This window comes from Burkholderia sp. BCC0397 (assembly GCF_902832865.1).
GTDB lineage: Bacteria > Pseudomonadota > Gammaproteobacteria > Burkholderiales > Burkholderiaceae > Burkholderia.
This window is the reverse complement of sequence record NZ_CADFDL010000003.1, coordinates 805,737-829,080: the sequence shown is the minus strand read 5'-3', so window position 1 is coordinate 829,080 and position 23,344 is coordinate 805,737. Positions and strand designations below refer to the sequence as shown.

Below are 23,344 nucleotides of genomic sequence, written 5' to 3'. Positions count from 1 at the left end.
CCGGCGACCGCGATGTGTCGCGCGCGACACGCGGGGCCCGCGGCGGCCGGACGAAAAAAAACCGTGCACGCGGTGCACGGTTTTTTTAAATCTGGTCGGGGTGAGAGGATTCGAACCTCCGGCCTCTACGTCCCGAACGTAGCGCTCTACCAGGCTAAGCTACACCCCGATTTTTGCTCTTCGGACTTCGCTGTCTTCGTGAAGATCGTTGCGTCGTCTCAAGCAAGAACGTAACTATAACGATGTTTTTTCTAAAAGGGAATACTTGGATGAAGAAAATTTTCGAGACAAGGCATCGCTTCCCGTTCGCGGCGTGTTTACGATTGCCGCGACGTCGAATATGAGCACAACCCGAGCAGGCTTTCCTTGTAGATCGAATCAGGAAACGCGGCAATCGCCGCTGCTGCCGCCTGCGCTTCCTGACGCGCGCATTCGAGCGTGTGATCGAGCGCGCCCGAGCGCGTGATCGCTTCGAAAATCGTGTCGAAGCGATCGGTGCCGCCGTGTTCGATCGCCTCGCGGGCGAGCGCCGACTGTTCGGGCGTGCCGCGCTCGATCAGATAGATGAGCGGCAGCGTCGGCTTGCCTTCGCGGAGATCGTCGCCGGCATTCTTGCCCATCGCCTCGGCGGTGCCGGCATAGTCGAGCCAGTCGTCCATGATCTGGAACGCGGTGCCGATCCGGCGGCCGTATTCGGCGGCGGCGGCCTCGGTCGGCGCATCGGCGCCCGCGAGCACCGCGCCCAGGCGCGCCGACGCCTCGAACAGCTTCGCCGTCTTGTAGCGGATCACCTGCATGTAGCGCGCTTCGTCGACGTCCGCGTCGTGCATGTTGAGGAGCTGCAGCACCTCGCCTTCCGAAATGATCGTCGTCGCTTCGGACAGGATCTCCATCACGCGCATCTTGCCGACGCCGACCATCATCTCGAACGAGCGCGAGTAGAGGTAATCGCCTACCAGCACGCTCGCCGCGTTGCCGAACAGCGCATTGGCGGTCTGGCGGCCGCGGCGCAGCTCGGATTCGTCGACGACGTCGTCATGCAGCAGCGTGGCCGTGTGGATGAACTCGACGACGGCGGCCAGCACGTGCCGCTGGTGCGACGTTTCGCCGAGCGCGCCGGCGACGAGCAGCAGCAACGCCGGACGCAGCCGCTTGCCGCCCGCGCCGATGATGTACTCGGCGATCTGGTTGATCAGCAGCACGTCGGACGCGAGGCTTTGCCGGATAACGCGATTCACCTGCTCCATGTCGCTGGTGATCGGGGCGAGCAGGTGGGCGGCGCTGAGGGTGGGGGAGGCGGTGGACGACGACATGATGATGGAATTGGGTGATGCCGCGGATTATAAGTCGAATCCGCGATATGCCGGTCTGTCAGACGCGCCGCGGCGCGATTTTGGCCGTCCGGCCGAGGCCCGCGCGCGGCAATTGTCGATCGGCTTTGACTTGGGTGCTAACCTCATGTATAATCACGTGTTTTCCGCGCGTGGTGTGCGGAAAAATTGGATCCAGAGTGAGGTTCTCAATGTACGCGGTCATAAAAACCGGCGGCAAGCAGTACAAGGTTGCCGTTGGCGAAAAACTCAAAGTAGAACAGATACCGGCTGACATTGACGCTGAAATCACGCTCGACCAGGTTCTCGCAGTGGGCGAAGGCGAATCGATTAAGTTCGGTGCGCCGCTGGTCAGTGGGGCTTCCGTCAAGGCCACCGTTGTGTCGCACGGTCGTCATGCCAAGGTCACCATCTTCAAGATGCGTCGCCGGAAGCACTACCAAAAGCATGGCGGCCACCGCCAGAACTACACTGAGCTGCGCATCGACGCGATCAACGCGTAAGCGCCTCGGTTAAGGAGCAATCAGATGGCACACAAAAAGGCAGGCGGCTCTTCCCGGAACGGCCGCGACTCCGAGTCGAAACGTCTCGGCGTGAAAGTGTACGGCGGTCAGGCGATCAATGCCGGCGGCATCATCGTGCGTCAGCGCGGTACGCGCATGCACGCAGGCGAGAACGTCGGCATGGGCAAGGATCACACCCTGTTCGCGCTGGTCGACGGTCACGTCAAGTTCGCGACGAAGGGCGCGGACAAGAAGCATCTGGTCATCGTTGTCCCGGCGGCTGCCTAAGTCAGGCACCCACGGGCTTCGTAGCCGAAAGGCCCCGCAGTCTTCGCGGGGCCTTTTTTTATTCGGTCGCCGGGCGCATGTGCGTGCCGGCGACCCTCGCGCAACCGGCGTACGATCGGCCGAACGGCAGATTGTTCAAGCGTGCCGGCGCGCGGCACAATAGCGGAAATACTGGGCGGAGTGACGAATGAAGTTCATTGACGAAGCACGAATCGAAGTCATCGCCGGCGACGGAGGCGATGGCAGCGCGTCGATGCGCCGCGAGAAATTCGTCCCGTTCGGCGGGCCGGACGGTGGCGACGGCGGCCGGGGCGGCAGCGTTTACGCGATCGCCGACCGCAACATCAACACGCTGATCGACTACCGTTACGCGAAGAAGCACCTCGCGCGCAACGGCGAAAACGGCCGCGGCTCGGATTGCTACGGCAAGGGCGGCGACGATGTCACGCTGCGCATGCCGGTCGGCACGATCATCAGCGACATGGATACGGGCGAGCTGATCGCCGACCTGACCGAGCACGACCAGCAGGTGATGCTCGCGCAGGGCGGCGCCGGCGGTCTCGGCAACCTGCATTTCAAGTCGAGCACGAACCGCGCGCCGCGCCAGAAGACGGACGGCAAGCCGGGCGAGCGGCGCATGCTGAAGCTCGAGCTGAAGGTGCTCGCCGACGTCGGCCTGCTCGGCATGCCGAACGCGGGCAAGTCGACCTTCATCTCGTCGGTATCGAATGCGAGGCCGAAGATCGCCGACTACCCGTTCACGACGCTTGCGCCGAATCTCGGCGTGGTGCGTGTCGGCCCGAGCAAGAGCTTCGTGATCGCCGATATCCCGGGGCTGATCGAAGGTGCAGCCGAAGGCGCGGGCCTTGGGCATCAATTCCTGCGCCACCTGCAGCGTACCGGCGTGCTGCTGCATCTGGTCGATCTCGCGCCGTTCGACGAAAGCGTCGATCCGGTCGCGGAAGCGACGGCGATCGTCGGCGAGCTGCGCAAGTACGACGAGGCGCTCTACGAGAAGCCGCGCTGGCTCGTGCTCAACAAGCTGGACATGGTGCCGGAAGACGAGCGCGCGTCGCGCGTCGCGGATTTCCTCGACCGCTTCGGCTGGGACGGCCCCGTGTTCGAGATCTCGGCGCTGACGGGCCAGGGCTGCGAAGCGCTGTGCTACGCGATCTACGACTATCTCTCCGAACATTCGGACGCGCATCGCGCGGCGGAGGCGGAGGATCTCGCAGCAGACGTGCGATTCCGCGATGCGCCGCCGGCGAAGGGCGGTGCGGCGCCGGACGACGCCGCGTGAACGTTCGGTAACGCGCCGGGCGTGCCGCCCGGCGTTGGCGTTCAATCGCGCCCGGCAGGCATCAGATACAGGAGGCAGTGCAGGATGCGTTCGATCATCGCGGATTCGAAGCGATTGGTGGTGAAGGTGGGCTCCAGCCTCGTGACCAACGACGGCAAGGGGCTCGATCATGCTGCAATCGGCCGCTGGGCAGCCCAGATCGCTGCGCTGCGTGCGCAGGGCAAGGAAGTCGTGCTCGTCAGTTCGGGCGCGATTGCCGAAGGCATGCAGCGGCTCGGCTGGAGCAAGCGGCCGCGGGAAATCGACGAGCTGCAGGCCGCCGCCGCGGTCGGCCAGATGGGGCTCGCGCAAGTCTACGAAAGCCGCTTCACCGAGCACGGCATCCGCACCGCGCAGATCCTGCTCACGCACGCCGACCTGGCGGACCGCGAGCGCTACCTGAATGCGCGATCGACGCTGCTCACGCTGCTGCGGCTCGGCGTCGTGCCGATCATCAACGAAAACGACACGGTCGTCACCGACGAAATCAAGTTCGGCGACAACGACACGCTCGGCGCGCTCGTCGCGAACCTGATCGAAGGCGATGCGCTGATCATCCTCACCGACCAGTCGGGGCTGTTCACGGCCGATCCGCGCAAGGACCCGAAGGCGACGCTCGTCGGCGAGGCCAATGCGGGCGCACCGGAGCTCGAGGCGATGGCGGGCGGGGCCGGCTCGAGTCTCGGTCGCGGCGGGATGCTGACGAAGATCCTCGCGGCGAAGCGTGCGGCGCACAGCGGCGCGAATACCGTGATCGCGAGCGGCCGGGAGTCCGACGTGCTCGTGCGTCTGGCGGCCGGCGAGGCGATCGGCACGCAACTGATCGCACGGACCGCGCGGATGGCGGCGCGCAAGCAATGGATGGCCGACCATCTGCAGGTGCGCGGCCATGTCGTGATCGACGCGGGTGCGGTCGAGAAGCTGACGGCCGGCGGCAAGAGCCTGCTGCCGATCGGCGTGATCGACGTGCACGGCGCGTTCGCGCGCGGCGAGGTGATCGCGTGTGTCGGCCCGGACGGGCGCGAGGTGGCGCGCGGGCTCACGAACTACAGCAGCGCGGAAACGAAGCTGATTCACCGCAAGCCGAGCGGCGAGATCGAGACCGTGCTCGGCTACATGCTGGAGCCCGAACTGATTCATCGCGACAACCTCGTGCTGGTGTGATCGCCGGCCGGGTTCTGTCGTTCAAATGAAAAAGCCCGCGCGATGCGGGCTTTTTCATGCGCGGGACGATGCGGGCAACCCGCATCGCGGGCCGTCAGCGCAACTGCGTCATCGCGGTGCGGTGGAACCGGATGTTTTCGAGAATCTGCCGGGTCGAGCCCTGCGGCATCTTGTTCGAACAGAAGTAGTCCTGGTAGAGCGCGGAGTGGTAGGCGTTCAGCTCGCCGTTCTCGATACGCCGCCAGTCGTTCTCGACGGTGCGGTCCCAGCCGTTGTGGTCCGAGTTCAGGCCGGCGTACTGGCGCCATTCGTAGGTGTCGCAGCGGATGCCTTCGTAGTTCACATTGCGCGCACCGGCCGGGCTCGTGACGACGACTGCGTAGCGCACGACGCCGTCGCTGCCGACGTCGAGCGACTTCGCATCGACGAAGAACTTGAGCGGCGTGTTCTGCGACACGTTGAACGGCAGCAGATCGCCTGTTTGCGGCAGCGGCGGCAGCGTGTCGACGGCGTTTTCCTTCCAGGTTCCCTGGCGGTCGAGCAGGTACACGAACTCGCTGTCATCCTTGTTGGACGGCGCTTTCGAGTTCGCGCAGCCGGCCAGGGCGGCCATCGCGGCGATCGATGCGAGCGCGAGAGCAATCGCTTTCAATATGCATTCCTCGTAAAAAAAGGGCGCGACACCAAGGTCGCGCCCGGTCATGCAGTCCGACTCGTCATTTGCCGACGATCACGTGGGGCGGCATCTCGTCGAGCGTGCTCGCTTCCACTTCGATCTCCGAACAGACTACCGATGTGTCGACAATCGTCAGCGTCTGGGCCTGTGCGCCAATGACGCGCGGATAGCGCGACACACGCGGCCCGCGCGGCTTCTCGGCTCGCTGCGCCGGGCGGCGCAGGAAGCGCGACAGTTCCGTCAGCGCCAACTGATAGACATCCCGCTTGAACTCGATCACCGCATCGAGCGGCACCCAATACTCGTTCCAGCGCCACGCATCGAACTCCGGGTGGTCGGTCGCGCGCAAGCAAATGTCGCAATCGCGTCCAACCATCCGCAGCAGGAACCAGATCTGCTTCTGGCCGCGGTAATGACCGCGTACTTCGCGTTTGATGAACTTGTCAGGCACCTCGTAACGCAACCAGTCGCGGGTGCGGCCGATTATCTTGACGTGTTCCGGATGCAGGCCCGTTTCCTCGTGCAGTTCCCGGTACATCGCCTGCATGGGGGTCTCGCCGTACTTGATCCCACCTTGAGGAAACTGCCAGGAATGCTCGCGGAGCCGCTTGCCCCAAAACACCTCGTTGCGCGCGTTCAAGAGGATGATGCCGACGTTCGGGCGAAAGCCTTCACGATCCAGCATACAACCACCTTCGAATCCTTTAAAATTGCTTTGATTATAAACAGATAACGGGCGCTGCGCACCGTGACGGAGCGAATCCGCACGGGGTACACCGGCTGAATTGTCCCTGATTAGTCTGCTACGTCATCTGCGCCATCGTCGTTCGCGGCGCGCAGCTTTTTCACCTTGAAACTTTTTCGGGCGCCCCGCCTGGGGCGCCGTATTTGGAACCGTCCGCATGAAAGCTTCCCGTTTCTTTATCGGCACCCTGAAAGAGGCACCCGCCGACGCAGAGATCGTCAGCCACAAGCTGATGGTCCGCGCCGGCATGATCCGCCGCGTCGCCGGCGGCATCTACAACTACCTGCCGGTCGGCCTGCGTTCGATTCGCAAGGTCGAGGCGATCGTGCGCGAGGAAATGAACCGGGCGGGCGCCATCGAGCTGCTGATGCCGGCCGTGCAGCCGGCCGAGCTGTGGCAGGAGTCGGGCCGCTGGGAGCAGTACGGCCCCGAGCTGCTGCGCTTCAAGGACCGCAAGGACAACGATTTCGTGATCGGGCCGACGCACGAGGAAGTCGTCACCGACATCGCGCGCAACCAGATCAAGAGCTACCGGCAGATGCCGGTGAATTTCTACCAGATCCAGACGAAGTTCCGCGACGAGATCCGTCCGCGCTTCGGCGTGATGCGCGGCCGCGAATTCATCATGAAGGACGCGTACTCGTTCGACAAGGACGCGGCGGGCCTGAACGAGTCGTACCGCAAGATGTACGACGCGTACGTGCGCATCTTCACGCGCCTCGGCCTCGAGTTCCGCGCGGTCGCGGCCGACAGCGGCTCGATCGGCGGCAACTTCTCGCACGAGTTCCACGTGATCGCCGATACCGGCGAGGACGCGATCGCGTACTGCCCGACGTCGGAATTCGCGGCGAACGTCGAAGCGGCCGAAGCGCTGCCGCTGATTGCCGAGCGCGCGGCGCCGGCCGAAGCGATCGAAAAGGTCGCGACGCCCGGCAAGGCGAAGTGCGAGGCCGTCGCCGAACTGCTGTCGATCCCGCTCGAGCGCACGATCAAGTCGATCGTGCTCGCGACCGACAACGAAGGCGCCGAGCCGACCATCTGGCTCGTGATGCTGCGCGGCGATCACGACTTGAACGAGATCAAGGTGTCGAAGCTGCCGGGCCTGAAGAACCACCGCTTCGCGACCGAGCAGGAAATCGTCGAGTGGTTCGGCACGCCGCCGGGCTACCTCGGCCCGGTCGGTACGAAGAAGCCGGTGAAGGTGATCGCCGATCGCACGGTCGCGAACATGAGCGACTTCGTCGTCGGCGCGAACGAGGTCGACTATCACATTGCCGGCGTGAACTGGGGCCGCGACCTGCCGGAGCCGGAAGTCGCCGACGTGCGCAACGTGAAGAAGGGCGACCCGTCGCCGGACGGCAAGGGCGCGATCGACATCTGCCGCGGCATCGAAGTCGGCCACGTGTTCCAGCTCGGCACCAAGTACTCGGAAGCGATGGGCGCGACGTTCCTCGACGAGTCGGGCAAGCCGCAGCCGATGCTGATGGGCTGCTACGGCGTCGGCATCACGCGTATTCTCGGCGCGGCGATCGAACAGAACTTCGACGACCGCGGCATCATCTGGCCCGAGTCGATCGCGCCGTTCGAGGTCGTGCTGTGCCCGATGGGCTATGACCGCAGCGACATGGTGCGCGAGACGGCCGACAAGCTGTACGCGGAACTCGTCGCGGCCGGCATCGACGTGATCCTCGACGATCGCGGCGAGCGCCCGGGCGTGATGTTCGCCGACTGGGAACTGATCGGCGTGCCGCATCGTCTGGTGATCGGCGAGCGCGGCCTGAAGGAAGGCAAGATCGAGTACCAGGGCCGCCGCGACGCCGAAGCGACGCTGCTGCCGGCCGACACGGCCGCGGCGGCGGTCGCCGAGAAGATCCGCGCCGCGCTCGCACACTAAGCGCGGCGACCGGGCGACACGATGGAATACACGTTTCTGTCGGCCACCGTGCTTCTCGTGCTGATCACGGATCCGCTCGGCAACATCCCGCTGTTCATTACGGCGATGCGGGATGTGCCGCGCGAGCGGCGCGTGAAGCTGATCCTGCGTGAAGTGGGGATCGCGTTCGTGATCCTGCTGTTCTTCATGCTGGTCGGCGACCGCTTCCTGCGGATGATGAGCCTCACCGACCTGTCGCTGCGGCTCGGCGGCGGGATCGTGCTGTTCCTGATCGCGCTGCGGATGATCTTCCCGCATCCGGACGGCGCGCTCGGCAGCGATCCGCGCGCGGGCGGCGAGCCGTTCATCGTGCCGCTCGCGATTCCGGCGCTGGCCGGGCCGTCCGCGCTCGCGACGGTGATGCTGATGACGTCGCAGGCGCCCGGCAAGATGCTCGAGTGGGTCGGCGCGCTGACGGTCACGATGATCGTCTGCGCGATCACGCTGGTGCTGGCCGAGCGGATCCAGCAGTGGCTCGGCGAACGGACGGTCGCGGCGTTCGAGCGGCTGATGGGCCTCGTGCTGGTCGCGATCTCGGTCGAGATGCTGCTGGCCGGCATCCGCGCGTTCGTGCACCAGTTATAGGGCAGGCGGCGCGCGCACAAAAAAGCAGCGCTCCGGGAAACCGGAGCGCCGCTTTCTATTTATATGGCGGGCAGAGGGCCGCGATCAGACGTTCGCGGTCAACGCGCGGATCGTCGGCAGGTTGCGCCAGTAGCCCTTCGCGTCCATCCCGCAGCCGAACACGTAGCGGTCCGGCACCGAGAAACCGCAGAAGTCGGGGTGCAGCGGTTTCGCCTTCGCGAGCGTCTTCTCGCACAGCACGGCCGACATGAAGCGCTGCGCGCCCATGTCGAGGATGCGGTCGCGGATTGCGGCCATCGTCTCGCCTTCGTCGAGGATGTCGTCGAGGACGAGCACGATGCGGTCCTTCACCGATTCGCGCGGCGCGACGCGCCAGTGCATCTCCGGGCTGCCCTGCGTCGTGTTGCGGTAGCGGGTCAGGTGGATGTAGTCGAATTCGAGCGGGAAATCGAGATGCGGCAGCAGCATCCCGGTAAACACCGCGGCGCCGCCCATCACCGAGAGAACGAGCGGGAACGCGTCGCCGATCTCGGCGCGGATCGCGTCGGCCATCTTCGAGATCGACGCGTTGACGGCGTCGGCCGAGACGATCTCTTCGGAGTGGTCGAAAATGTGGAGGGCTTCTTCGCGGTTCATGTGTTCTGGCGGGCAGTCGGTATACAAATAAGGATGAGGCAGAACGGCAGGCGCGCGCTACGGCAAAAACCCGCGCGCCGGCCGACGGGCGGAATCAGCGCATGCCGGGCATCATGCCCTTCAGGCCGCGCATCATCTTCTGCATGTTGCCGCCCTTCAGCTTCTTCATCATCGTACGCATCTGGTCGTACTGGTTCAGCATCCGGTTGACTTCCTGCACCGGCACGCCCGCGCCGGCGGCAATGCGGCGCTTGCGCGTCGCCTTGATGATTTCGGGTTTCGCGCGCTCGGCGGGCGTCATCGAGCTGATGATGCCTTCCATCCGGCGGATCGACTTCTCGGCCTGGCCCATGTCGGCGCCGGCCGCCGCCTGCTGGAACTGCGCGGGAAGTTTATCCATCAGCGACGACAGGCCGCCCATGTTCTTCATCTGCGAGATCTGCGCGCGGAAATCGTTCAGGTCGAAATCGCCGCCCTTCTTGACCTTGTCGGCGAGCTTCTGCGCGGCCTGGACATCGACGCCGCGCTGCGCTTCCTCGACGAGCGCGAGGATGTCGCCCATGCCGAGGATCCGGTTCGCCATCCGGTCGGGGTGGAACACCTCGAGGCCGTCGAGCTTCTCGGCGACGCCGACGAACTTGATCGGCTTGCCCGTGATGTGGCGCACCGACAGCGCGGCGCCGCCGCGCGAGTCGCCGTCGAGCTTGGTCAGCACGACGCCGGTGAGCGGCAGCGTGTCGTTGAACGCCTTCGCGGTGTTGACCGCGTCCTGGCCGAGCATCGCGTCGACGACGAACAGCGTTTCGGCCGGCTTCAGCGTGCCGTGCAGCGCGGCGATTTCCTGCATCATCGCTTCATCGATGCCGAGGCGGCCGGCCGTGTCGACGAGCAGCACGTCATGGTAGTGGCGCTTCGCCCAGTCGACGGCCGCGACCGCGATGTCGACAGGCTTCTGGTCCGGCGTGGACGGGAAGAAGTCGGCGCCGACCTGCTCGGTCACCGTTTTCAGCTGCATGATCGCGGCCGGGCGATACACGTCGCACGACACCGTGAGCACCTTCTTCTTGTACTTCTCGCGCAGCAGCTTCGCGAGCTTGCCGACGGTCGTGGTCTTGCCCGCGCCCTGCAGGCCGGCCATCAGGATCACCGCGGGCGGCGTGACCGCGAGGTTCAGCTCGGCGGCCTTGCCTTCGTAGTCGCCGCCGATCACGGCGGTCAGTTCCTTCTGGACCACGCCGACGAGCGCCTGGCCCGGCGACAGGCTGCTGATCACTTCTTCGCCGAGCGCCTTTTCCTTGACCTTGGCGATGAATTCGCGGACGACCGGCAGCGACACGTCGGCTTCCAGCAGCGCGAGACGCACCTCGCGGAGCATCTCCTGCGTGTTCGCCTCGGTGAGCCGGGCTTCGCCGCGCAGCGTCTTGACGACGCGCGCCATCCGTTGAGTGAGATTGTCGAGCATGGGGAGCGATGGACAGTGGGGCCCGAAGGCGCGGCGGACCGAACAAAGGGAGCCGTCGCGGGAAGGGGGCCTAGTGTAAACTTCGAACATGGATATTGTACTGTATGCCCTCACCGCATTCCTGTACGGCGGCCTCGCCGTCGCCGGCTGGCGCGCGCACCGCCAGGGCGCGACGCCGCTCGTCGCGAGCGTGCCGGCCGTGCCGGTTCCCGCGTCCGCAGCGTCCGGGATGAGCGGGGCCGGCCGCGCGCTGCTGTTCGCCGCGCTGCTCGCGCACGGCGTGCTGCTCCACATGACGATCTTTCCGAACGACGCGATGGTGTTCGGCTTCGCGTTCGCGCTGTCCGCGATGTTCTGGCTCGGCGCCGGCATCTACTGGATCGAGAGCTTCTTCTTCCCGCTCGACAGCCTGCGCCTGCTGGTGCTGCCGCTCGCGTGCGGCGCGTCGCTGCTGCCGCTCGTGTTCGGCGGCGTGCGGGTGCTTCCTTATGCCGCAGCGCCGCTGTTCAAGCTGCATTTCCTGATCGCGAACATCGCATACGGGCTGTTCGCGATCGCCGCGCTGCATGCGATCCTGATGCTGATGGTCGAGCGGCGCCTGCAGTCGCTGCGCAGCGGCGGGCGCGACGGCTCGACGGGCTGGATCGCGAGCTGGCTCGAAACGCTGCCGCCGCTGCTCACGCTCGAGAAGCTGCTGTTCCGCCTGATCGGCGCCGGCTTCGTGCTGCTGACGCTGACGCTCGCGTCGGGCATCCTGTTCAGCGAGCAGGTCGATGCGCGCGCGTTGCGGCTCGATCACAAGACCGTGTTCGCGATCCTGTCGTGGCTGATGTTCGGCGGCCTGCTGGTGGCCCGCAAGACGTCGGGCTGGCGCGGCCGCGGTGCCGCGCGCTGGGTGCTCGTGTCGTTCGCCGCGCTGCTGCTCGCGTATGTCGGCAGCCGGTTCGTTTTCGAGGTGCTGCTGCACCGCTCCGTGGTTTGACCGCAGGTTTCCGATGCGACAGATTCTTCTCCTGATCCTTCTCTTCTTCGCGGGTTCGTGGCTCGCGCGCAAGCTGCGTCACGCGCAGGAACAGGCGCAGGCACGCGCCGGCCGTGACGCCGGTTACGACGGTGCGTCCGGCGCGGGTGCCGGCGCGGGTGCCGCGCGCCCGAACGGCGACGCGCGGTCGCTGCCCGAGCCGATGGTGCGCTGCGCCGAATGCGGCGTGCATGCGCCGAAGGGCGACGCCGTCGCCGCGAGCGGCGAATACTTCTGCAGCGCCGAGCATGCGCGGCGCCACGCCGCGCGCGTGGACGGCCGCGACGCGCGATGAGCGACGCGCCGGTGTTGTCGGTCGACGCGAACGGCTGGGTGCGCGAAGCGCGCCATGCGCCGTCGCCGAACTTCGAGGTGCGGCCCGCGGGTGCGGTGCCGACGCTCGTGGTCGTCCACAACATCAGCCTGCCGCCCGGCGAATTCGGCGGCGACGCGATCGAGGCGCTGTTCCTGAATCGCCTCGACTGCGATGCGCACCCCTATTACCAGCGCCACCTGCGCGGCGTGCGCGTGTCCGCCCATTTCCTGATTCGCCGCGGCGGCGAGCTCGTGCAGTTCGTGTCGTGCGACGAGCGCGCGTGGCACGCGGGCTCGTCCGAGTACTTCGGCCGCACGCGCTGCAACGACTTCTCGATCGGCATCGAGCTCGAAGGCGCGGACGACGTGCCGTTCGACGATGCGCAATACGCGGTGCTCGCCGCGCTCTCCCGCGCGCTCGCCGCGCGCTATCCGGTCGATGCGTTCGCGGGGCACTCGGACGTCGCGCCGGGCCGCAAGACCGACCCGGGCCCGCACTTCGATTGGCAACGCTTCGCGAGCGATGCCGGTTTTTCCGCCGAATACTTTCCTTTCCGTCAGCACTGATCGCGGGGTTTTTTGAGCGGAGAAAGTTTTTTCTCCGACCAATGCCTTGCCGTGTCTGCGCGTGAGCGATGTCAAGACCTCTATCGCAAATTATCCGTTTGGACGTCCTCCGAATGTCCACTATACTTGGTGCCAGCTGAGCATTTCTGTACTAGATATAGTGTGTGTCGCAGGGGAAACCCGAGCGGCACCGGCCGGCGGGCAACGTCGGCGGACAGGGTTCTCAGGGCGGCGCGTCAGGCCGGGCGGTCCGGGCGTCGCGATCAGCGCAGCGAACATCGACGGGGCAGGGTATACATGATGAAGCACACGACCGGCCGGGTTGTCGCGCATCGACCGAACCGGCTTCCCCGGCGCATCGCTCGCCTCTTACCGCTCGCGCACCGCATTGCGCAGCGTTCGTTTTAATCCGCGGTTCTCTCCGCACCATCCAACACCAGGAGCTTTGCACATGCAAACCACCGACAACGCGACGTCCCAGTACGAGAGCGCCTCGAGCCGTCCGCTCGGCGGGACCGAACAGGGCGCGAAGGCGCTCGCGCCGCAGGCCACGTTCGCCGACTACAAGGTGATCCGCCGCAACGGCAGCGTGGTGTCGTTCGAACCTTCGAAGATCGCGATCGCGGTGACCAAGGCTTTCCTGGCCGTCAATGGCGGGCAGGGCGCGGCATCGGCGCGCGTACGCGAGCAGGTCGAACAACTGACGCACAACGTCGTGCGCGCGCTCGTGCGCAGCCGCCCGAACGGCGGTACGTTCCATATCGAAGACATCCAGGATCAGGTCGAACTCGCGCTGATGCGCGGCGGCGAGCACAACGTCGCGCGTGCGTACGTGCTGTATCGCGAGAAGCGTCACCTCGAGCGCCAGCATGCGGGCGAGGAAGCGGCGGCAGCGGGCGGCGAGTCGACCGGCATCAACGTCGTCGACAACGGCGTCACGCGCCCGCTCGACCTGAACGCGCTGCGCGCGCTGATCGTGTCGGCGTGCGACGGCCTCGGCGCTGCGGTTAACCCTGACCCGATCGTCGCGGAGACGGTGAAGAACCTGTACGACGGCGTGCCGATGAGCCAGGTCTACGACTCGGCGATCCTCGCGGCGCGCACGATGATCGAAAAGGATCCGGCGTACAGCCAGGTCACGGCCCGCATCCTGCTGCACACGATCCGTCGCGAGATCCTCGGCGAGGAAGTCGTGCAGGCCGATATGTCGACCCGCTACGCCGAATACTTCCCGCAGTTCCTGAAGCGCGGCGTCGACGCCGGCCTGCTCGACGACAAGCTGCTGCAGTTCGACCTGAAGCGCCTCGGCGAAGCCCTCGACGCGAACCGCGACCTGCAGTTCGGCTACCTCGGCCTGCAGACGCTGTACGACCGCTACTTCCTGCACGTCGAAGGCGCCCGCATCGAAATGCCGCAGGCATTCTTCATGCGCGTCGCGATGGGCCTGTCGCTGAACGAGATCGACCGCGAAACGCGCGCGATCGAGTTCTACAACGTGCTGTCGAGCTTCGACTTCATGAGCTCGACGCCGACGCTGTTCAACTCGGGCACGCACCGCTCGCAGCTGTCGTCGTGCTACCTGACGACGGTCGCGGACGATCTCGACGGCATCTATGAAGCGCTGAAGGAAAACGCGCTGCTGTCGAAGTTCGCCGGCGGCCTCGGCAACGACTGGACCCGCGTGCGCGCACTCGGCTCGCATATCAAGGGCACGAACGGCAAGTCGCAAGGCGTGGTCCCGTTCCTGAAGGTCGTGAACGACACGGCCGTCGCGGTGAACCAGGGCGGCAAGCGCAAGGGCGCGGTCTGCGCGTACCTCGAATCGTGGCACCTCGACATCGAGGAGTTCCTGGAGCTGCGCAAGAACACCGGTGACGACCGTCGCCGTACGCACGACATGAACACGGCGAACTGGATTCCCGACCTGTTCATGAAGCGCGTGATGGAAGGCGCCGACTGGACGCTGTTCTCGCCGTCGACCTGCCCGGACCTGCACGACAAGTTCGGCGCCGATTTCGAGAAGGCTTACACGGCTTACGAAGACAAGGTCGCGCGCGGCGAGATCAAGCTGTTCAAGAAGATCCCGGCGGCGCAGCTGTGGCGCAAGATGCTCGGCATGCTGTTCGAGACGGGCCACCCGTGGATCACGTTCAAGGATCCGTGCAACGTGCGCTCGCCGCAGCAGCACGTCGGCGTCGTCCACTCGTCGAACCTGTGCACGGAAATCACGCTGAATACGAGCGACACCGAAATCGCGGTGTGCAACCTCGGCTCGGTGAACCTCGTCGCCCACCTGGTGAAGCAGGCCGACGGCAGCTACGCGCTCGACCACGACAAGCTGAAGCGCACGATCAGCGTCGCGATGCGCATGCTCGACAACGTGATCGACATCAACTACTACGCGGTGCCGAAGGCGCGTAACTCGAACCTGAAGCACCGCCCGGTCGGGATGGGCATCATGGGCTTCCAGGACTGCCTGCACCTGCTGCGTACGCCGTACGCGTCGGAAGCAGCAGTCGAGTTCGCCGACCGTTCGATGGAAGCCGTCTGCTACTACGCGTACCACGCGTCGACCGAACTGGCCGAGGAACGCGGCCGCTACTCGAGCTACCGCGGCTCGCTGTGGGATCGCGGCATCCTCCCGCAGGACACGCTGAAGCTGCTGGCCGAAGCGCGTGGCGGCTACGTCGAAGTCGACACGTCGGAATCGCTCGACTGGACGACGCTTCGGTCGCGGATCGCCACGCACGGCATGCGCAACTCGAACTGCGTCGCGATCGCGCCGACGGCGACGATCTCGAACATCATCGGCGTGTCGGCCTGTATCGAGCCGACCTTCCAGAACCTGTACGTGAAGTCGAACCTGTCGGGCGAATTCACGGTGGTGAACGAGTATCTCGTCCGCGACCTGAAGGAACGCGGCCTGTGGGACGAAGTGATGGTCGCCGACCTGAAGTACTTCGACGGCATGCTGTCGCGCATCGACCGCATCCCGGCCGACCTGCGCGCGATCTACGCGACCGCGTTCGAGGTCGACCCGACGTGGCTGGTCGAAGCGGCATCGCGTCGCCAGAAGTGGATCGACCAGGCGCAGTCGCTGAACATCTACATGGGCGGCGCGTCGGGCAAGAAGCTCGACGAGACCTACAAGCTCGCATGGCTGCGCGGCCTGAAGACGACCTACTATCTCCGCACGATGGCGGCGACGCACGTCGAGAAGTCGACGGTCGCACACGGCGCGCTGAACGCAGTGCCGACGGGCGGTGCAGGCAGCGGCGGCTCGGGCAGCGGCGGCGCGCAAGGCGCAGCGGGCGGCTTCGGTGCGGCAGGCGGCGATGCATCGTCGGGTGCGCTCAACGCGGCGCCGGCACTCGCGCCGGTCGAAGCAGACGGTCCGGTGTGCACGATGCGTCCGGGCGATCCCGGCTTCGACGAATGCGAAGCGTGCCAGTAACGCAGCGCGCCTGACCTGAGAAGCAGGCCCGCGCGGCGCACACGACGACCGATCGAGGTTGAAGTGTGCGCCGCTCTCAACTAAAAAAATGATAAGGAATCTGTAACGCGACACCTGCGTTGCAGGCAGCGACAAGCGATCGAAACATCCCCGACGGCGTCGCGTTTCGATCAGCGTTCGATGCGTCGAGCGCACCTCGCGATACAAGCGCGACTCACATCGCGCGCTGCATGAACGACGATGCGTTGCTCAAAGTGTTGTATCGAGGTCGCAACGCGAATCGAAAAAAGGATTTTTCGTGAGCGAACCCTTTTATCGCTCAGGAAAAGATGGTACAAACCGTTCTAAATTGATGGTGAGAATTTATGCTCAACTGGGATGACGAGAAGACTGCCGTAACTCCCGCGAGCGGAGCGCAGCACAATGCGATGCGCGCCCCCGCAGGAGTGGCTGTCGGAATGCAGGCTGCGTCGCCTGCCGCCCATCAGGTCCGCGACATTTTCGAAGGCGATCTTGCGGTGCCGCCGCAAGCATCGGCTGTTCCCGCCGGCGGTACGGAAGCGCGGGTGAATGTCGCCGACAAGCGCATCATCAACGGCCAGACTGACGTCAATCAGCTGGTGCCGTTCAAGTACAAGTGGGCGTGGGAAAAGTATCTGGCCGGTTGCGCGAACCACTGGATGCCGCAGGAAATCAACATGTCCCGCGACATCGCACTGTGGAAGGACCCGAACGGTCTGACCGAGGACGAGCGCCGCATCGTGAAGCGCAACCTCGGCTTCTTCGTGACGGCCGATTCGCTCGCAGCGAACAACATCGTGCTCGGCACGTACCGCCACATCACGGCGCCCGAGTGCCGGCAGTTCCTGCTGCGCCAGGCGTTCGAAGAAGCGATCCACACGCACGCGTACCAATACATTGTCGAATCGCTCGGTCTCGACGAAGGCGAGATCTTCAACGCGTACCACGAGGTCACGTCGATCCGCGCGAAGGACGAATTCCTGATCCCGTTCATTCATACGCTGACGGACCCGGCCTTCAAGACCGGCACGCTCGAAGCGGATCAGAAGCTGCTGAAGTCGCTGATCGTGTTCGCCTGCATCATGGAAGGCCTGTTCTTCTATGTCGGGTTTACGCAGATCCTCGCACTCGGCCGCCAGAACAAGATGACGGGTGCTGCAGAGCAATATCAGTACATCCTGCGCGACGAGTCGATGCACTGCAACTTCGGCATCGACCTGATCAACCAGATCAAGCTCGAGAACCCGCATCTCTGGACCGCGGAGTTCCGCGCCGAGATCCGCGAGCTGTTCAAGCAGGCTGTCGAACTCGAATACCGCTACGCCGAAGACACGATGCCGCGCGGCGTGCTGGGTTTGAACGCGTCGATGTTCAAGAGCTATCTGCGCTTCATCAGCAACCGCCGTTGCCAGCAGATCGGCCTCGACCCGCTGTATCCGAACGAGGAAAACCCGTTCCCGTGGATGAGCGAGATGATCGACCTGAAGAAGGAACGCAACTTCTTCGAGACGCGTGTGATCGAGTATCAGACGGGGGGCGCGCTGTCCTGGGAATAACCCGCAGCAGCGAACCCGTTACATGATGGAGCAGCCGGTCGCCTCTCGGCCCCGGCCCAAGGTTTAGGAGCAAGAACGCCTGATGCAAAGCATGCCCGGTGCCTTAACGGCCCAACGATACGACAGGCACTTTGCGAACCCTTCAGTGGGATGGGCAAACTTCCCTCCGGAAAAAGCGGACGGCCGTGTGGCGGTCCGCTTGATCAAGCGATTAGGGGTAGCGGCGCGAGGTGCGCCGGCTACCGACTTGATTTGGCGCGCGAGGCCGGGTGGTCACGCGCGCCATACCGTATTCATTAGCGTAAGCGCGCGGTATCTGCGTACGCCGATGAATAGCCCGCTTCGAAGCGCACGTCCTGAACAGCGTCCGCGGGAAGCGGGTTTTGACGAAGGGTGTAGTTTGAACTGACTCTCATCTGAACCTGAAGGAGAACAACATGGCTACTGCCAAGAAGAAACCGGCTGCTAAGAAGGTTGCTGCCAAGAAGACCGTTGCGAAGAAGGCTGCTGCTCCGGCGAAGAAGGCCGCAGTGAAGAAGGTTGCTGCGAAGAAGGTCGCGGTGAAGAAGGTTGCCGCGAAGAAGGCCGCACCGGCGAAGAAGGCCGCTGCCAAGAAGGTCGCAGCCAAGAAGGTCGCAACGAAGAAGGTTGCAGCCAAGAAGGTCGCAGCGAAGAAAGTCGCGGTGAAGAAGGTTGCTGCAAAGAAGGCAGCACCGGCTAAGAAGGCCGCCGCGAAGAAGGTTGCAGCCAAGAAAGTCGCAGTGAAGAAGGTTGCTGCGAAGAAGGCCGCACCGGCGAAGAAGGCTGCTGCCAAGAAGGCTGCGCCGGCGAAGAAGGCTGCTGCCAAGAAGGCCGCGCCTGCGAAGAAGGCTGCCGCGAAGAAGGCTGCGCCCGCCAAGAAGGCTGCCCCTGCGAAGAAGGCTGCCGCACCGGCGAAGAAGGCTGCTGCGCCGAAGAAGGCCGTCGTGAAGAAGGCTGCACCGGCAACGACCGCGTCGACCGCATCGGTTGCGCCGGCATCGGGCGTGAAGACCGCGCTCAACCCGGCAGCAGCATGGCCGTTCCCGACCGGCAGCCGTCCGTAATCGCGGCTGAGCAGCATCACCCGGACACTCACGTGGTGTCCGTGGGTTGAGTAGCGCTACTCAATCAGTCCCGCCATCTGGCTCAGGTGGCGGGATTTTTTTCGTCCGCATGAGTCGTCGATGGGGCGCCGGTGGGCTGGCCGACGCGCGCGCGGACAAGAACGGGCGGACGAAAAAAAACGCATGTGCGGCTTCACACATGCGTTCGACTGCGGCTTGCGCCGCGTGCTGAGGATACCGGTTAGTGCGTGACGCGCGTGACGCCGCCGCTCGACAGCAGGCGTATGCGCTCGCCGGCGCGGAACGCTTCGCCGTTTGCCGCCTGCGTGATCGAGCGCAGATCGCCGTTGTCGAGGCGCACGGTGATTTCGACACCGTTCGCCGTGCTGAGGTTTTCGCCGACCGCGTTACCCGCGACCGCCCCGACGAGGCCGCCGGCGATCGCCGTCAGGATCGAGCCTTTGCCGCCGCCGATCGCGCTGCCCGCGACCGCGCCGAGTGCGCCGCCGCCGAGCGTGCCGATCGCGCTGCCGCCGCCGTCGGACTGGATGCGCACCGCACGGACACTTTCGACCGTGCCCATGCGGACCGTCTGTTCGCGCTGCGCCTGGCCGACGCTATAGACATCCGCCGAACCGGGTGCCGTGAAGCAGCCGGCGAGGGTCAGCGTGGCCGTCAGCATGGCCGCGAGCGTGAGGGTTTTTTTCGTCAACATCTTTGCTCTCCCACAATATTCATTTGAGACTGTAACCGAATGCAGTCTCGAAGCGTGCGTCGATTTCGGCGCGCGTCAGTACGTAAGTCTGGGGCCCTTGATGGGCGATCTTGAGCGAGCCCATCAGGCTTGCGAGGCGGCCGGTGGTTGCCCAGTCGAGGCCATGCTCGATGCCGTACAGCAGGCCGCCCCGGAAGGCGTCGCCGCAGCCGGTCGGATCGGCGATGCGCTCGGCCGGCACGACCGGAATCTGCTCCGTACCCTGCTTGTGGCGGATGGTCGCGCCGTGCTCGCCACGCGTGATGACGAGAGCGTCGACCCGGCTGGCGATTTCATCTTCGGACCATCCCGTCTTGTCGCTCACCAGCTTGGCCTCGTAGTCGTTGACCGCGACATAGGTCGCAAGTTCAATGCTGCGTCGCAGCGTCGCACCGTCGAACAGCGGTAGGCCCTGGCCCGGATCGAACACGAACGGCACACCGGCCTTGGCGAGCTCTTCCACGTGCTGCACCATCCCGTCGAAGCCGTCCGGGCCCACGATCGCGAGCTTGATGTCCGGCGCGTCGCCCGCGTGGTTCAGGTGCGACTGCATCATCGCGCCCGGGTGGAACGCCGCGATCTGGTTGTTGTCGAGATCGGTCGTGATCATCGCCTGCGCGGTGTACGTATCGGGCAGCACGCGAACGTGGTCGCGGCGCAGGCCGAGCTGGTCGAGCCGGTCGAGATACGGCTGCGCATCCAGCGCGCCCATCGTGCCCATGATGCGCGCGTCGCCGCCGAGCAGGTGCAGCGCGTACCCGATGTTGCCCGCGCAGCCGCCGAATTCGCGACGCATCGTCGGCACGAGGAAGCTCAGGTTGATGAGGTGCACCTGGTCGGGCAGGATGTGCTCGCGGAACCGCCCTTCGAAGGTCATGATGGAGTCGTAGGCGATCGAGCCGCAAATCAGCGTAGCCAAGGTGTGCGTTCCTGTAGAAATGAGGGGCCCTGCGCGACAACGCCGCGCGAAGGGCGCGGCGCGGCAGGGGAAAACGGAAGAAAGCTTACTTCAGTGCGGCGAGCGCTGCATCGTAGTTCGGCTCGTCCTTGATTTCGCCGACGAGTTCCGCGTGGATCACCTTGTCCTGCGCGTCCAGCACGACCACCGCACGTGCGGTCAGGCCGTTCAGCGGGCCGCTCGTCACGTCGACGCCGTATGCGTTCGCGAACGCGCGGCCGGTGCGGAACGTCGATGCCGTCACGACGTTCTCGAGGCCTTCGGTCGTGCAGAAGCGCGTGGCGGCGAACGGCAGGTCGGCGGACACGACCACCACCACCGTGTTGTCGAGCGACGACGCGGCTTCGTTGAACTTGCGGGTCGACGTCGCGCAGGTCGGCGTATCGAGGCTCGGCACGATGTTCAGCACCTTGCGCTTGCTGGCGAAGCTGGCGAGCGACAGGTCGGCGAGGTCCTTGCCGACCAGCTTGAAATCGGCGGCTTGTGCACCGACGGCCGGGAACGTGCCGGCGAGATCGATCGGGTTGCCACCCAGCGTAACTTTGCTCATGTTCGTGCTCCGAAATAGCGCGCCGCTCGGGCGCGCGGGTTGAGACGGCGCGCAGGCGCGCCGCGGCGCGTCACGGATAGAAGATCTGGACGCGGAAATTCGAGGCGGGCGTGCCGTTCGTTTCGAGGCGGACGACCATCGTCTGCGTCGTGCCGGGCGGCAGCCCGGCGTCGATCGGCGTGCCCGGGCGCACGTAGTCGCGCGGCGCGAGCACGCGGCGCACGGTGACGTGATTGGTGTCGTCGAGCAGCGTGAGTTCGAGCGACGGGTACGCGAGCGCGACGCGGTAGCGGTTCGTCAGCGGCACCTTCAGTTCGAGCTCGCGCGGCCCGTCGAGCTGGCGCAGGTCGGTCGCGTCGAGCCGCAGCCCGTCGATCGCGCGCGGCGGCGTGACCGTGCAGCCGAGCGGCGCGCAGGCCTGCCGGAACCAGCCCTGCGTGACGGGCCAGTAGATCATCAGCGTCTCGCGCTGCCACCACGCCAGTTGCACGACGAGCAGCCCGACCAGCGCGGCCGCGACGAGGCCCCCGAAAAAGCCGCCGAGCATCCCGCGTCGCTGCGGCGCGCGGGTCTCGCGCGTGACGGCGAAGGGCGGACGATCGTCGTCGGTCAGGGCGGCGGGGAACGGGACGACCGGTTGGACTACCGGTTGGGCGGCCGGTTCATCGGTTACCGCTGCGGCCGGGGCCATGTCGTGCCGGGCGAAGGTATCGGGTTCCGACGCGGTTTCGGCTTCGGCGATGGCCGGTGCGGGCGTGAACGCAAAGCGCGGTTCACGCGGTGCGCGTTCGTCGTCCGGCACGGCGAAGGGCGCGTGGCCGACGGGTTCGGCTGGTTCGGCGGCGATGTCCGTTTCCGACGGAAGGTGGGCGACGAAGCGGGGCTCACGCGGGTCGTGCTCGACGGGCGCGGGCGCGGCTTCTTCGGTTTCGTGCAGATCGTGCCGCGTTTGCGGCGAATGCGGTTCGGCCGGTTGCTCGACGGCAGCCGATGAATCGAGCTCGGCCGGAGAGGTCGCGAACGGCGCAGGCGTACCCGACAGGTGGACGACGCCGGCTTCCGTGGACGGCAGCGCGAGCGGTATCAGCGGCTCGGTGCGCACGGTCTCGACGCTGTGCTGCAGCGCCGGATCGACGCCGGCGTCGAGCCACGGCGCCCACATGTCCCAGCCTTCCGGCTTGTAATCGGTGCCGGTCGGCAATTCGGGCGGCGCGTCGATGGCGAACAGCCGAGCCGGGGCGGCCGGCTGGTATGCGTCGCCGCCATGCGGCGCGGCAGCCGGTTCCGTCAAGGCCGGCTCGGGCTGCTGCGCGTACTCGGGAACGAGCGATTCGGAGGCGTTGAAGACTTCGTGGCAATGCCCGCAGCGCACCAGCCCCTGATGCAGCGAGAGCTGTTCCTGCTGCAGCCGGAAGACGGTTTCGCAATGAGGGCAGCGCGTCGCAAGAAGCATGTCGAGCCGGGCGGCCTGCTGGCCAGAGTGAAGGACAGCGCTATTCTAATGGCTTTCGCGGCGGGTTCCGGCGAGGCATACCCAACCTTCGTGTTCGCGCCAGACCGAGATGTCGACGTAGCGCGCATAAACGGCCGCAACTTCGTCCGCCTGGCGCGCGAGCACGCCCGACAGCGCGATGCGCCCGCCCGGCTTGACCTTCGACGCGAGCATCGATGCCATCAGCTTCAGCGGGTTCGACAGGATGTTCGCGACGACGATGTCGAATTCGCCGTCCGGGCATGCATCGGGCAGCCCGTACGTGACTTCCGCCCGGTTGCGTTCGCTGTTCTGGCGCGCCGATTCGACCGCCTGCGGATCGATGTCGATGCCGATCACGGGGTTCGCCCCGCATTTCTTCGCGAGGATCGCGAGGATGCCCGAGCCGCAGCCGTAGTCGAGCACCGACTGGCCGGGCTTCACCGACTGTTCGAGCCACTCCATGCACAGACGGGTGGTGGGGTGGCTGCCGGTGCCGAACGCGAGGCCCGGGTCGAGCTCGAGGACGAGCGCATCGGGATCGGGCGCATCGTGCCACGACGGCACGACCCAGATCCGCTCGCCGATCGGGATCGGCTCGAACTGCGACTGCGTGAGCCGCACCCAGTCCTGCTCCTCGACTTCGCGCACGACGAACTTCGGCGTCTCGGCGATGCCGATTTCGTTCGCGGCCGCCGCGAGCAGCACGGCCGGCTCATGGTCGGCCGACAGCAGCGCGACCACGCGCGAGTGCTGCCACGCGGTGCGATCGGGCACGAGGCCCGGCTCGCCGAAGAGCGGCTGTTCGTCGGGCGTGTCGGCGTCGGCATCTTCGACGGACACCGACAGCGCGCCGAGATCGAGCAGCGCGTCGGACAGGGCCTCCGCATGCTCGCGGGCCAGTTCGACGACGAGTTCGCGATAACTCAT

General features: G+C 65.6%; 23 protein-coding genes and 1 tRNA gene. 13 read left to right on the top strand and 11 right to left on the bottom strand.

Features of this window, described 5'->3' with window-relative positions; all coding sequences use genetic code 11:
• Positions 1-92 precede the first annotated feature (92 nt).
• Positions 93-169, bottom strand: a tRNA-Pro gene (locus HWX03_RS13920).
• A gap of 148 nt (positions 170-317) precedes the next feature.
• Positions 318-1,313, bottom strand: coding sequence for a polyprenyl synthetase family protein (locus tag HWX03_RS13915; RefSeq protein ID WP_175820613.1), 996 nt, complete (start codon positions 1,311-1,313; stop codon positions 318-320).
• A gap of 209 nt (positions 1,314-1,522) precedes the next feature.
• Between HWX03_RS13915 and rplU the strand changes: the two genes are divergently transcribed.
• The 4 genes from rplU (at position 1,523) to proB (ending at position 4,625) form a co-directional block, all read left to right on the top strand.
• Entirely contained in the window at positions 1,523-1,834 is a 312-nt protein-coding gene (rplU, locus tag HWX03_RS13910; RefSeq protein WP_027783472.1) for a 50S ribosomal protein L21, read from the top strand.
• Positions 1,835-1,858: 24 nt separating this feature from the next.
• The gene (gene rpmA / locus HWX03_RS13905; RefSeq protein WP_006476999.1) at positions 1,859-2,122 is read left to right on the top strand and encodes a 50S ribosomal protein L27; all 264 of its coding nucleotides are present in this window, start codon (positions 1,859-1,861) and stop codon (positions 2,120-2,122) included.
• Between the two features lie 187 nt (positions 2,123-2,309).
• On the top strand, positions 2,310-3,422 hold the full coding sequence (obgE, locus tag HWX03_RS13900) for a GTPase ObgE (protein ID WP_174386141.1): 1,113 nt from the start codon (positions 2,310-2,312) through the stop codon (positions 3,420-3,422).
• Between the two features lie 84 nt (positions 3,423-3,506).
• Positions 3,507-4,625, top strand: a complete 1,119-nt coding sequence (proB, locus tag HWX03_RS13895) for a glutamate 5-kinase (protein WP_175871590.1) — start codon at positions 3,507-3,509, stop codon at positions 4,623-4,625.
• A gap of 94 nt (positions 4,626-4,719) precedes the next feature.
• On the opposite strand, the gene HWX03_RS13890 is transcribed toward proB, so the two are convergent.
• Positions 4,720-5,328 carry a CNP1-like family protein gene (locus HWX03_RS13890; protein WP_174386139.1) on the bottom strand — a complete coding sequence of 203 codons (609 nt, stop codon included), beginning with the start codon at positions 5,326-5,328 and terminating at the stop codon, positions 4,720-4,722.
• A 13-nt stretch (positions 5,329-5,341) separates the two neighbouring features.
• Positions 5,342-5,986 carry an RNA pyrophosphohydrolase gene (locus HWX03_RS13885; RefSeq protein WP_006476994.1) on the bottom strand — a complete coding sequence of 215 codons (645 nt, stop codon included), beginning with the start codon at positions 5,984-5,986 and terminating at the stop codon, positions 5,342-5,344.
• 217 nt (positions 5,987-6,203) lie between these two features.
• Here HWX03_RS13885 and HWX03_RS13880 point away from each other — a divergent pair, with 217 nt between their 5' ends.
• Together HWX03_RS13880 and HWX03_RS13875 are read left to right on the top strand one after the other, a co-directional pair.
• Positions 6,204-7,940: a proline--tRNA ligase gene (locus HWX03_RS13880; RefSeq protein ID WP_175871589.1), complete on the top strand. Its 1,737-nt coding sequence runs from the start codon at positions 6,204-6,206 to the stop codon at positions 7,938-7,940.
• Between the two features lie 21 nt (positions 7,941-7,961).
• On the top strand, positions 7,962-8,564 hold the full coding sequence (locus tag HWX03_RS13875) for a MarC family protein (RefSeq protein ID WP_089466621.1): 603 nt from the start codon (positions 7,962-7,964) through the stop codon (positions 8,562-8,564).
• 84 nt (positions 8,565-8,648) lie between these two features.
• Here HWX03_RS13875 and HWX03_RS13870 read toward each other — a convergent pair whose 3' ends face one another.
• Entirely contained in the window at positions 8,649-9,200 is a 552-nt protein-coding gene (locus tag HWX03_RS13870) for a hypoxanthine-guanine phosphoribosyltransferase (protein WP_006489240.1), read from the bottom strand.
• A 94-nt stretch (positions 9,201-9,294) separates the two neighbouring features.
• Positions 9,295-10,662, bottom strand: a complete 1,368-nt coding sequence (gene ffh / locus HWX03_RS13865; protein WP_175871588.1) for a signal recognition particle protein — start codon at positions 10,660-10,662, stop codon at positions 9,295-9,297.
• Between the two features lie 88 nt (positions 10,663-10,750).
• Between ffh and ccsA the strand changes: the two genes are divergently transcribed.
• The 7 genes from ccsA (at position 10,751) to HWX03_RS13830 (ending at position 18,681) form a co-directional block, all read left to right on the top strand.
• Positions 10,751-11,644 carry a cytochrome c biogenesis protein CcsA gene (gene ccsA, locus HWX03_RS13860; RefSeq protein ID WP_174429966.1) on the top strand — a complete coding sequence of 298 codons (894 nt, stop codon included), beginning with the start codon at positions 10,751-10,753 and terminating at the stop codon, positions 11,642-11,644.
• Positions 11,645-11,657: 13 nt separating this feature from the next.
• A complete protein-coding gene (locus tag HWX03_RS13855; RefSeq protein ID WP_175871587.1) occupies positions 11,658-11,978 on the top strand; it encodes a PP0621 family protein in 321 nt (106 codons plus the stop codon).
• Entirely contained in the window at positions 11,975-12,565 is a 591-nt protein-coding gene (gene ampD / locus HWX03_RS13850; RefSeq protein WP_174386132.1) for a 1,6-anhydro-N-acetylmuramyl-L-alanine amidase AmpD, read from the top strand. Before HWX03_RS13855 ends, ampD begins: the two co-directional genes overlap by 4 nt.
• A gap of 451 nt (positions 12,566-13,016) precedes the next feature.
• Entirely contained in the window at positions 13,017-16,019 is a 3,003-nt protein-coding gene (locus HWX03_RS13845; protein WP_175871586.1) for a ribonucleoside-diphosphate reductase subunit alpha, read from the top strand.
• A 365-nt stretch (positions 16,020-16,384) separates the two neighbouring features.
• A complete protein-coding gene (locus tag HWX03_RS13840) occupies positions 16,385-17,596 on the top strand; it encodes a ribonucleotide-diphosphate reductase subunit beta (RefSeq protein WP_089499592.1) in 1,212 nt (403 codons plus the stop codon).
• Between the two features lie 82 nt (positions 17,597-17,678).
• A complete protein-coding gene (locus HWX03_RS13835; RefSeq protein WP_084044093.1) occupies positions 17,679-18,005 on the top strand; it encodes a hypothetical protein in 327 nt (108 codons plus the stop codon).
• Between the two features lie 28 nt (positions 18,006-18,033).
• Positions 18,034-18,681 (top strand): histone H1-like DNA-binding protein, encoded by a 648-nt coding sequence (locus HWX03_RS13830; protein ID WP_011544526.1) that lies wholly within the window; start codon positions 18,034-18,036, stop codon positions 18,679-18,681.
• A 241-nt stretch (positions 18,682-18,922) separates the two neighbouring features.
• On the opposite strand, the gene HWX03_RS13825 is transcribed toward HWX03_RS13830, so the two are convergent.
• From HWX03_RS13825 to prmA, 5 genes are all read right to left on the bottom strand, one after another.
• Positions 18,923-19,396, bottom strand: a complete 474-nt coding sequence (locus HWX03_RS13825; protein WP_174386130.1) for a glycine zipper 2TM domain-containing protein — start codon at positions 19,394-19,396, stop codon at positions 18,923-18,925.
• Between the two features lie 19 nt (positions 19,397-19,415).
• Positions 19,416-20,354, bottom strand: coding sequence for a carbohydrate kinase family protein (locus HWX03_RS13820; protein ID WP_174429960.1), 939 nt, complete (start codon positions 20,352-20,354; stop codon positions 19,416-19,418).
• Between the two features lie 85 nt (positions 20,355-20,439).
• Positions 20,440-20,943, bottom strand: coding sequence for a thiol peroxidase (gene tpx, locus HWX03_RS13815; RefSeq protein ID WP_175871585.1), 504 nt, complete (start codon positions 20,941-20,943; stop codon positions 20,440-20,442).
• 70 nt (positions 20,944-21,013) lie between these two features.
• Positions 21,014-22,396 (bottom strand): DUF3426 domain-containing protein, encoded by a 1,383-nt coding sequence (locus tag HWX03_RS13810; protein WP_175871584.1) that lies wholly within the window; start codon positions 22,394-22,396, stop codon positions 21,014-21,016.
• A 45-nt stretch (positions 22,397-22,441) separates the two neighbouring features.
• Entirely contained in the window at positions 22,442-23,344 is a 903-nt protein-coding gene (gene prmA, locus HWX03_RS13805; protein WP_034186386.1) for a 50S ribosomal protein L11 methyltransferase, read from the bottom strand.

Bases quoted from the DNA above. Each gene is read 5' to 3' on its own strand.
- ffh (WP_175871588.1), bottom strand. From the start codon at position 10,662: ATGCTCGACAATCTCACTCAACGGATGGCGCGCGTCGTCAAGACGCTG.
- HWX03_RS13830 (WP_011544526.1), top strand. From the start codon at position 18,034: ATGGCTACTGCCAAGAAGAAACCGGCTGCTAAGAAGGTTGCTGCCAAG.
- obgE (WP_174386141.1), top strand. From the start codon at position 2,310: ATGAAGTTCATTGACGAAGCACGAATCGAAGTCATCGCCGGCGACGGA.
- HWX03_RS13870 (WP_006489240.1), bottom strand. From the start codon at position 9,200: ATGAACCGCGAAGAAGCCCTCCACATTTTCGACCACTCCGAAGAGATC.
- HWX03_RS13845 (WP_175871586.1), top strand. From the start codon at position 13,017: ATGCAAACCACCGACAACGCGACGTCCCAGTACGAGAGCGCCTCGAGC.
- ampD (WP_174386132.1), top strand. From the start codon at position 11,975: ATGAGCGACGCGCCGGTGTTGTCGGTCGACGCGAACGGCTGGGTGCGC.
- proB (WP_175871590.1), top strand. From the start codon at position 3,507: ATGCGTTCGATCATCGCGGATTCGAAGCGATTGGTGGTGAAGGTGGGC.
- ccsA (WP_174429966.1), top strand. From the start codon at position 10,751: ATGGATATTGTACTGTATGCCCTCACCGCATTCCTGTACGGCGGCCTC.
- HWX03_RS13840 (WP_089499592.1), top strand. From the start codon at position 16,385: ATGCTCAACTGGGATGACGAGAAGACTGCCGTAACTCCCGCGAGCGGA.
- HWX03_RS13880 (WP_175871589.1), top strand. From the start codon at position 6,204: ATGAAAGCTTCCCGTTTCTTTATCGGCACCCTGAAAGAGGCACCCGCC.
- HWX03_RS13885 (WP_006476994.1), bottom strand. From the start codon at position 5,986: ATGCTGGATCGTGAAGGCTTTCGCCCGAACGTCGGCATCATCCTCTTG.
- HWX03_RS13825 (WP_174386130.1), bottom strand. From the start codon at position 19,396: ATGTTGACGAAAAAAACCCTCACGCTCGCGGCCATGCTGACGGCCACG.
- HWX03_RS13890 (WP_174386139.1), bottom strand. From the start codon at position 5,328: ATGACCGGGCGCGACCTTGGTGTCGCGCCCTTTTTTTACGAGGAATGC.
- rplU (WP_027783472.1), top strand. From the start codon at position 1,523: ATGTACGCGGTCATAAAAACCGGCGGCAAGCAGTACAAGGTTGCCGTT.
- tpx (WP_175871585.1), bottom strand. From the start codon at position 20,943: ATGAGCAAAGTTACGCTGGGTGGCAACCCGATCGATCTCGCCGGCACG.
- prmA (WP_034186386.1), bottom strand. From the start codon at position 23,344: ATGAGTTATCGCGAACTCGTCGTCGAACTGGCCCGCGAGCATGCGGAG.
- rpmA (WP_006476999.1), top strand. From the start codon at position 1,859: ATGGCACACAAAAAGGCAGGCGGCTCTTCCCGGAACGGCCGCGACTCC.
- HWX03_RS13875 (WP_089466621.1), top strand. From the start codon at position 7,962: ATGGAATACACGTTTCTGTCGGCCACCGTGCTTCTCGTGCTGATCACG.
- HWX03_RS13915 (WP_175820613.1), bottom strand. From the start codon at position 1,313: ATGTCGTCGTCCACCGCCTCCCCCACCCTCAGCGCCGCCCACCTGCTC.
- HWX03_RS13855 (WP_175871587.1), top strand. From the start codon at position 11,658: ATGCGACAGATTCTTCTCCTGATCCTTCTCTTCTTCGCGGGTTCGTGG.
- HWX03_RS13835 (WP_084044093.1), top strand. From the start codon at position 17,679: ATGCAAAGCATGCCCGGTGCCTTAACGGCCCAACGATACGACAGGCAC.
- HWX03_RS13810 (WP_175871584.1), bottom strand. From the start codon at position 22,396: ATGCTTCTTGCGACGCGCTGCCCTCATTGCGAAACCGTCTTCCGGCTG.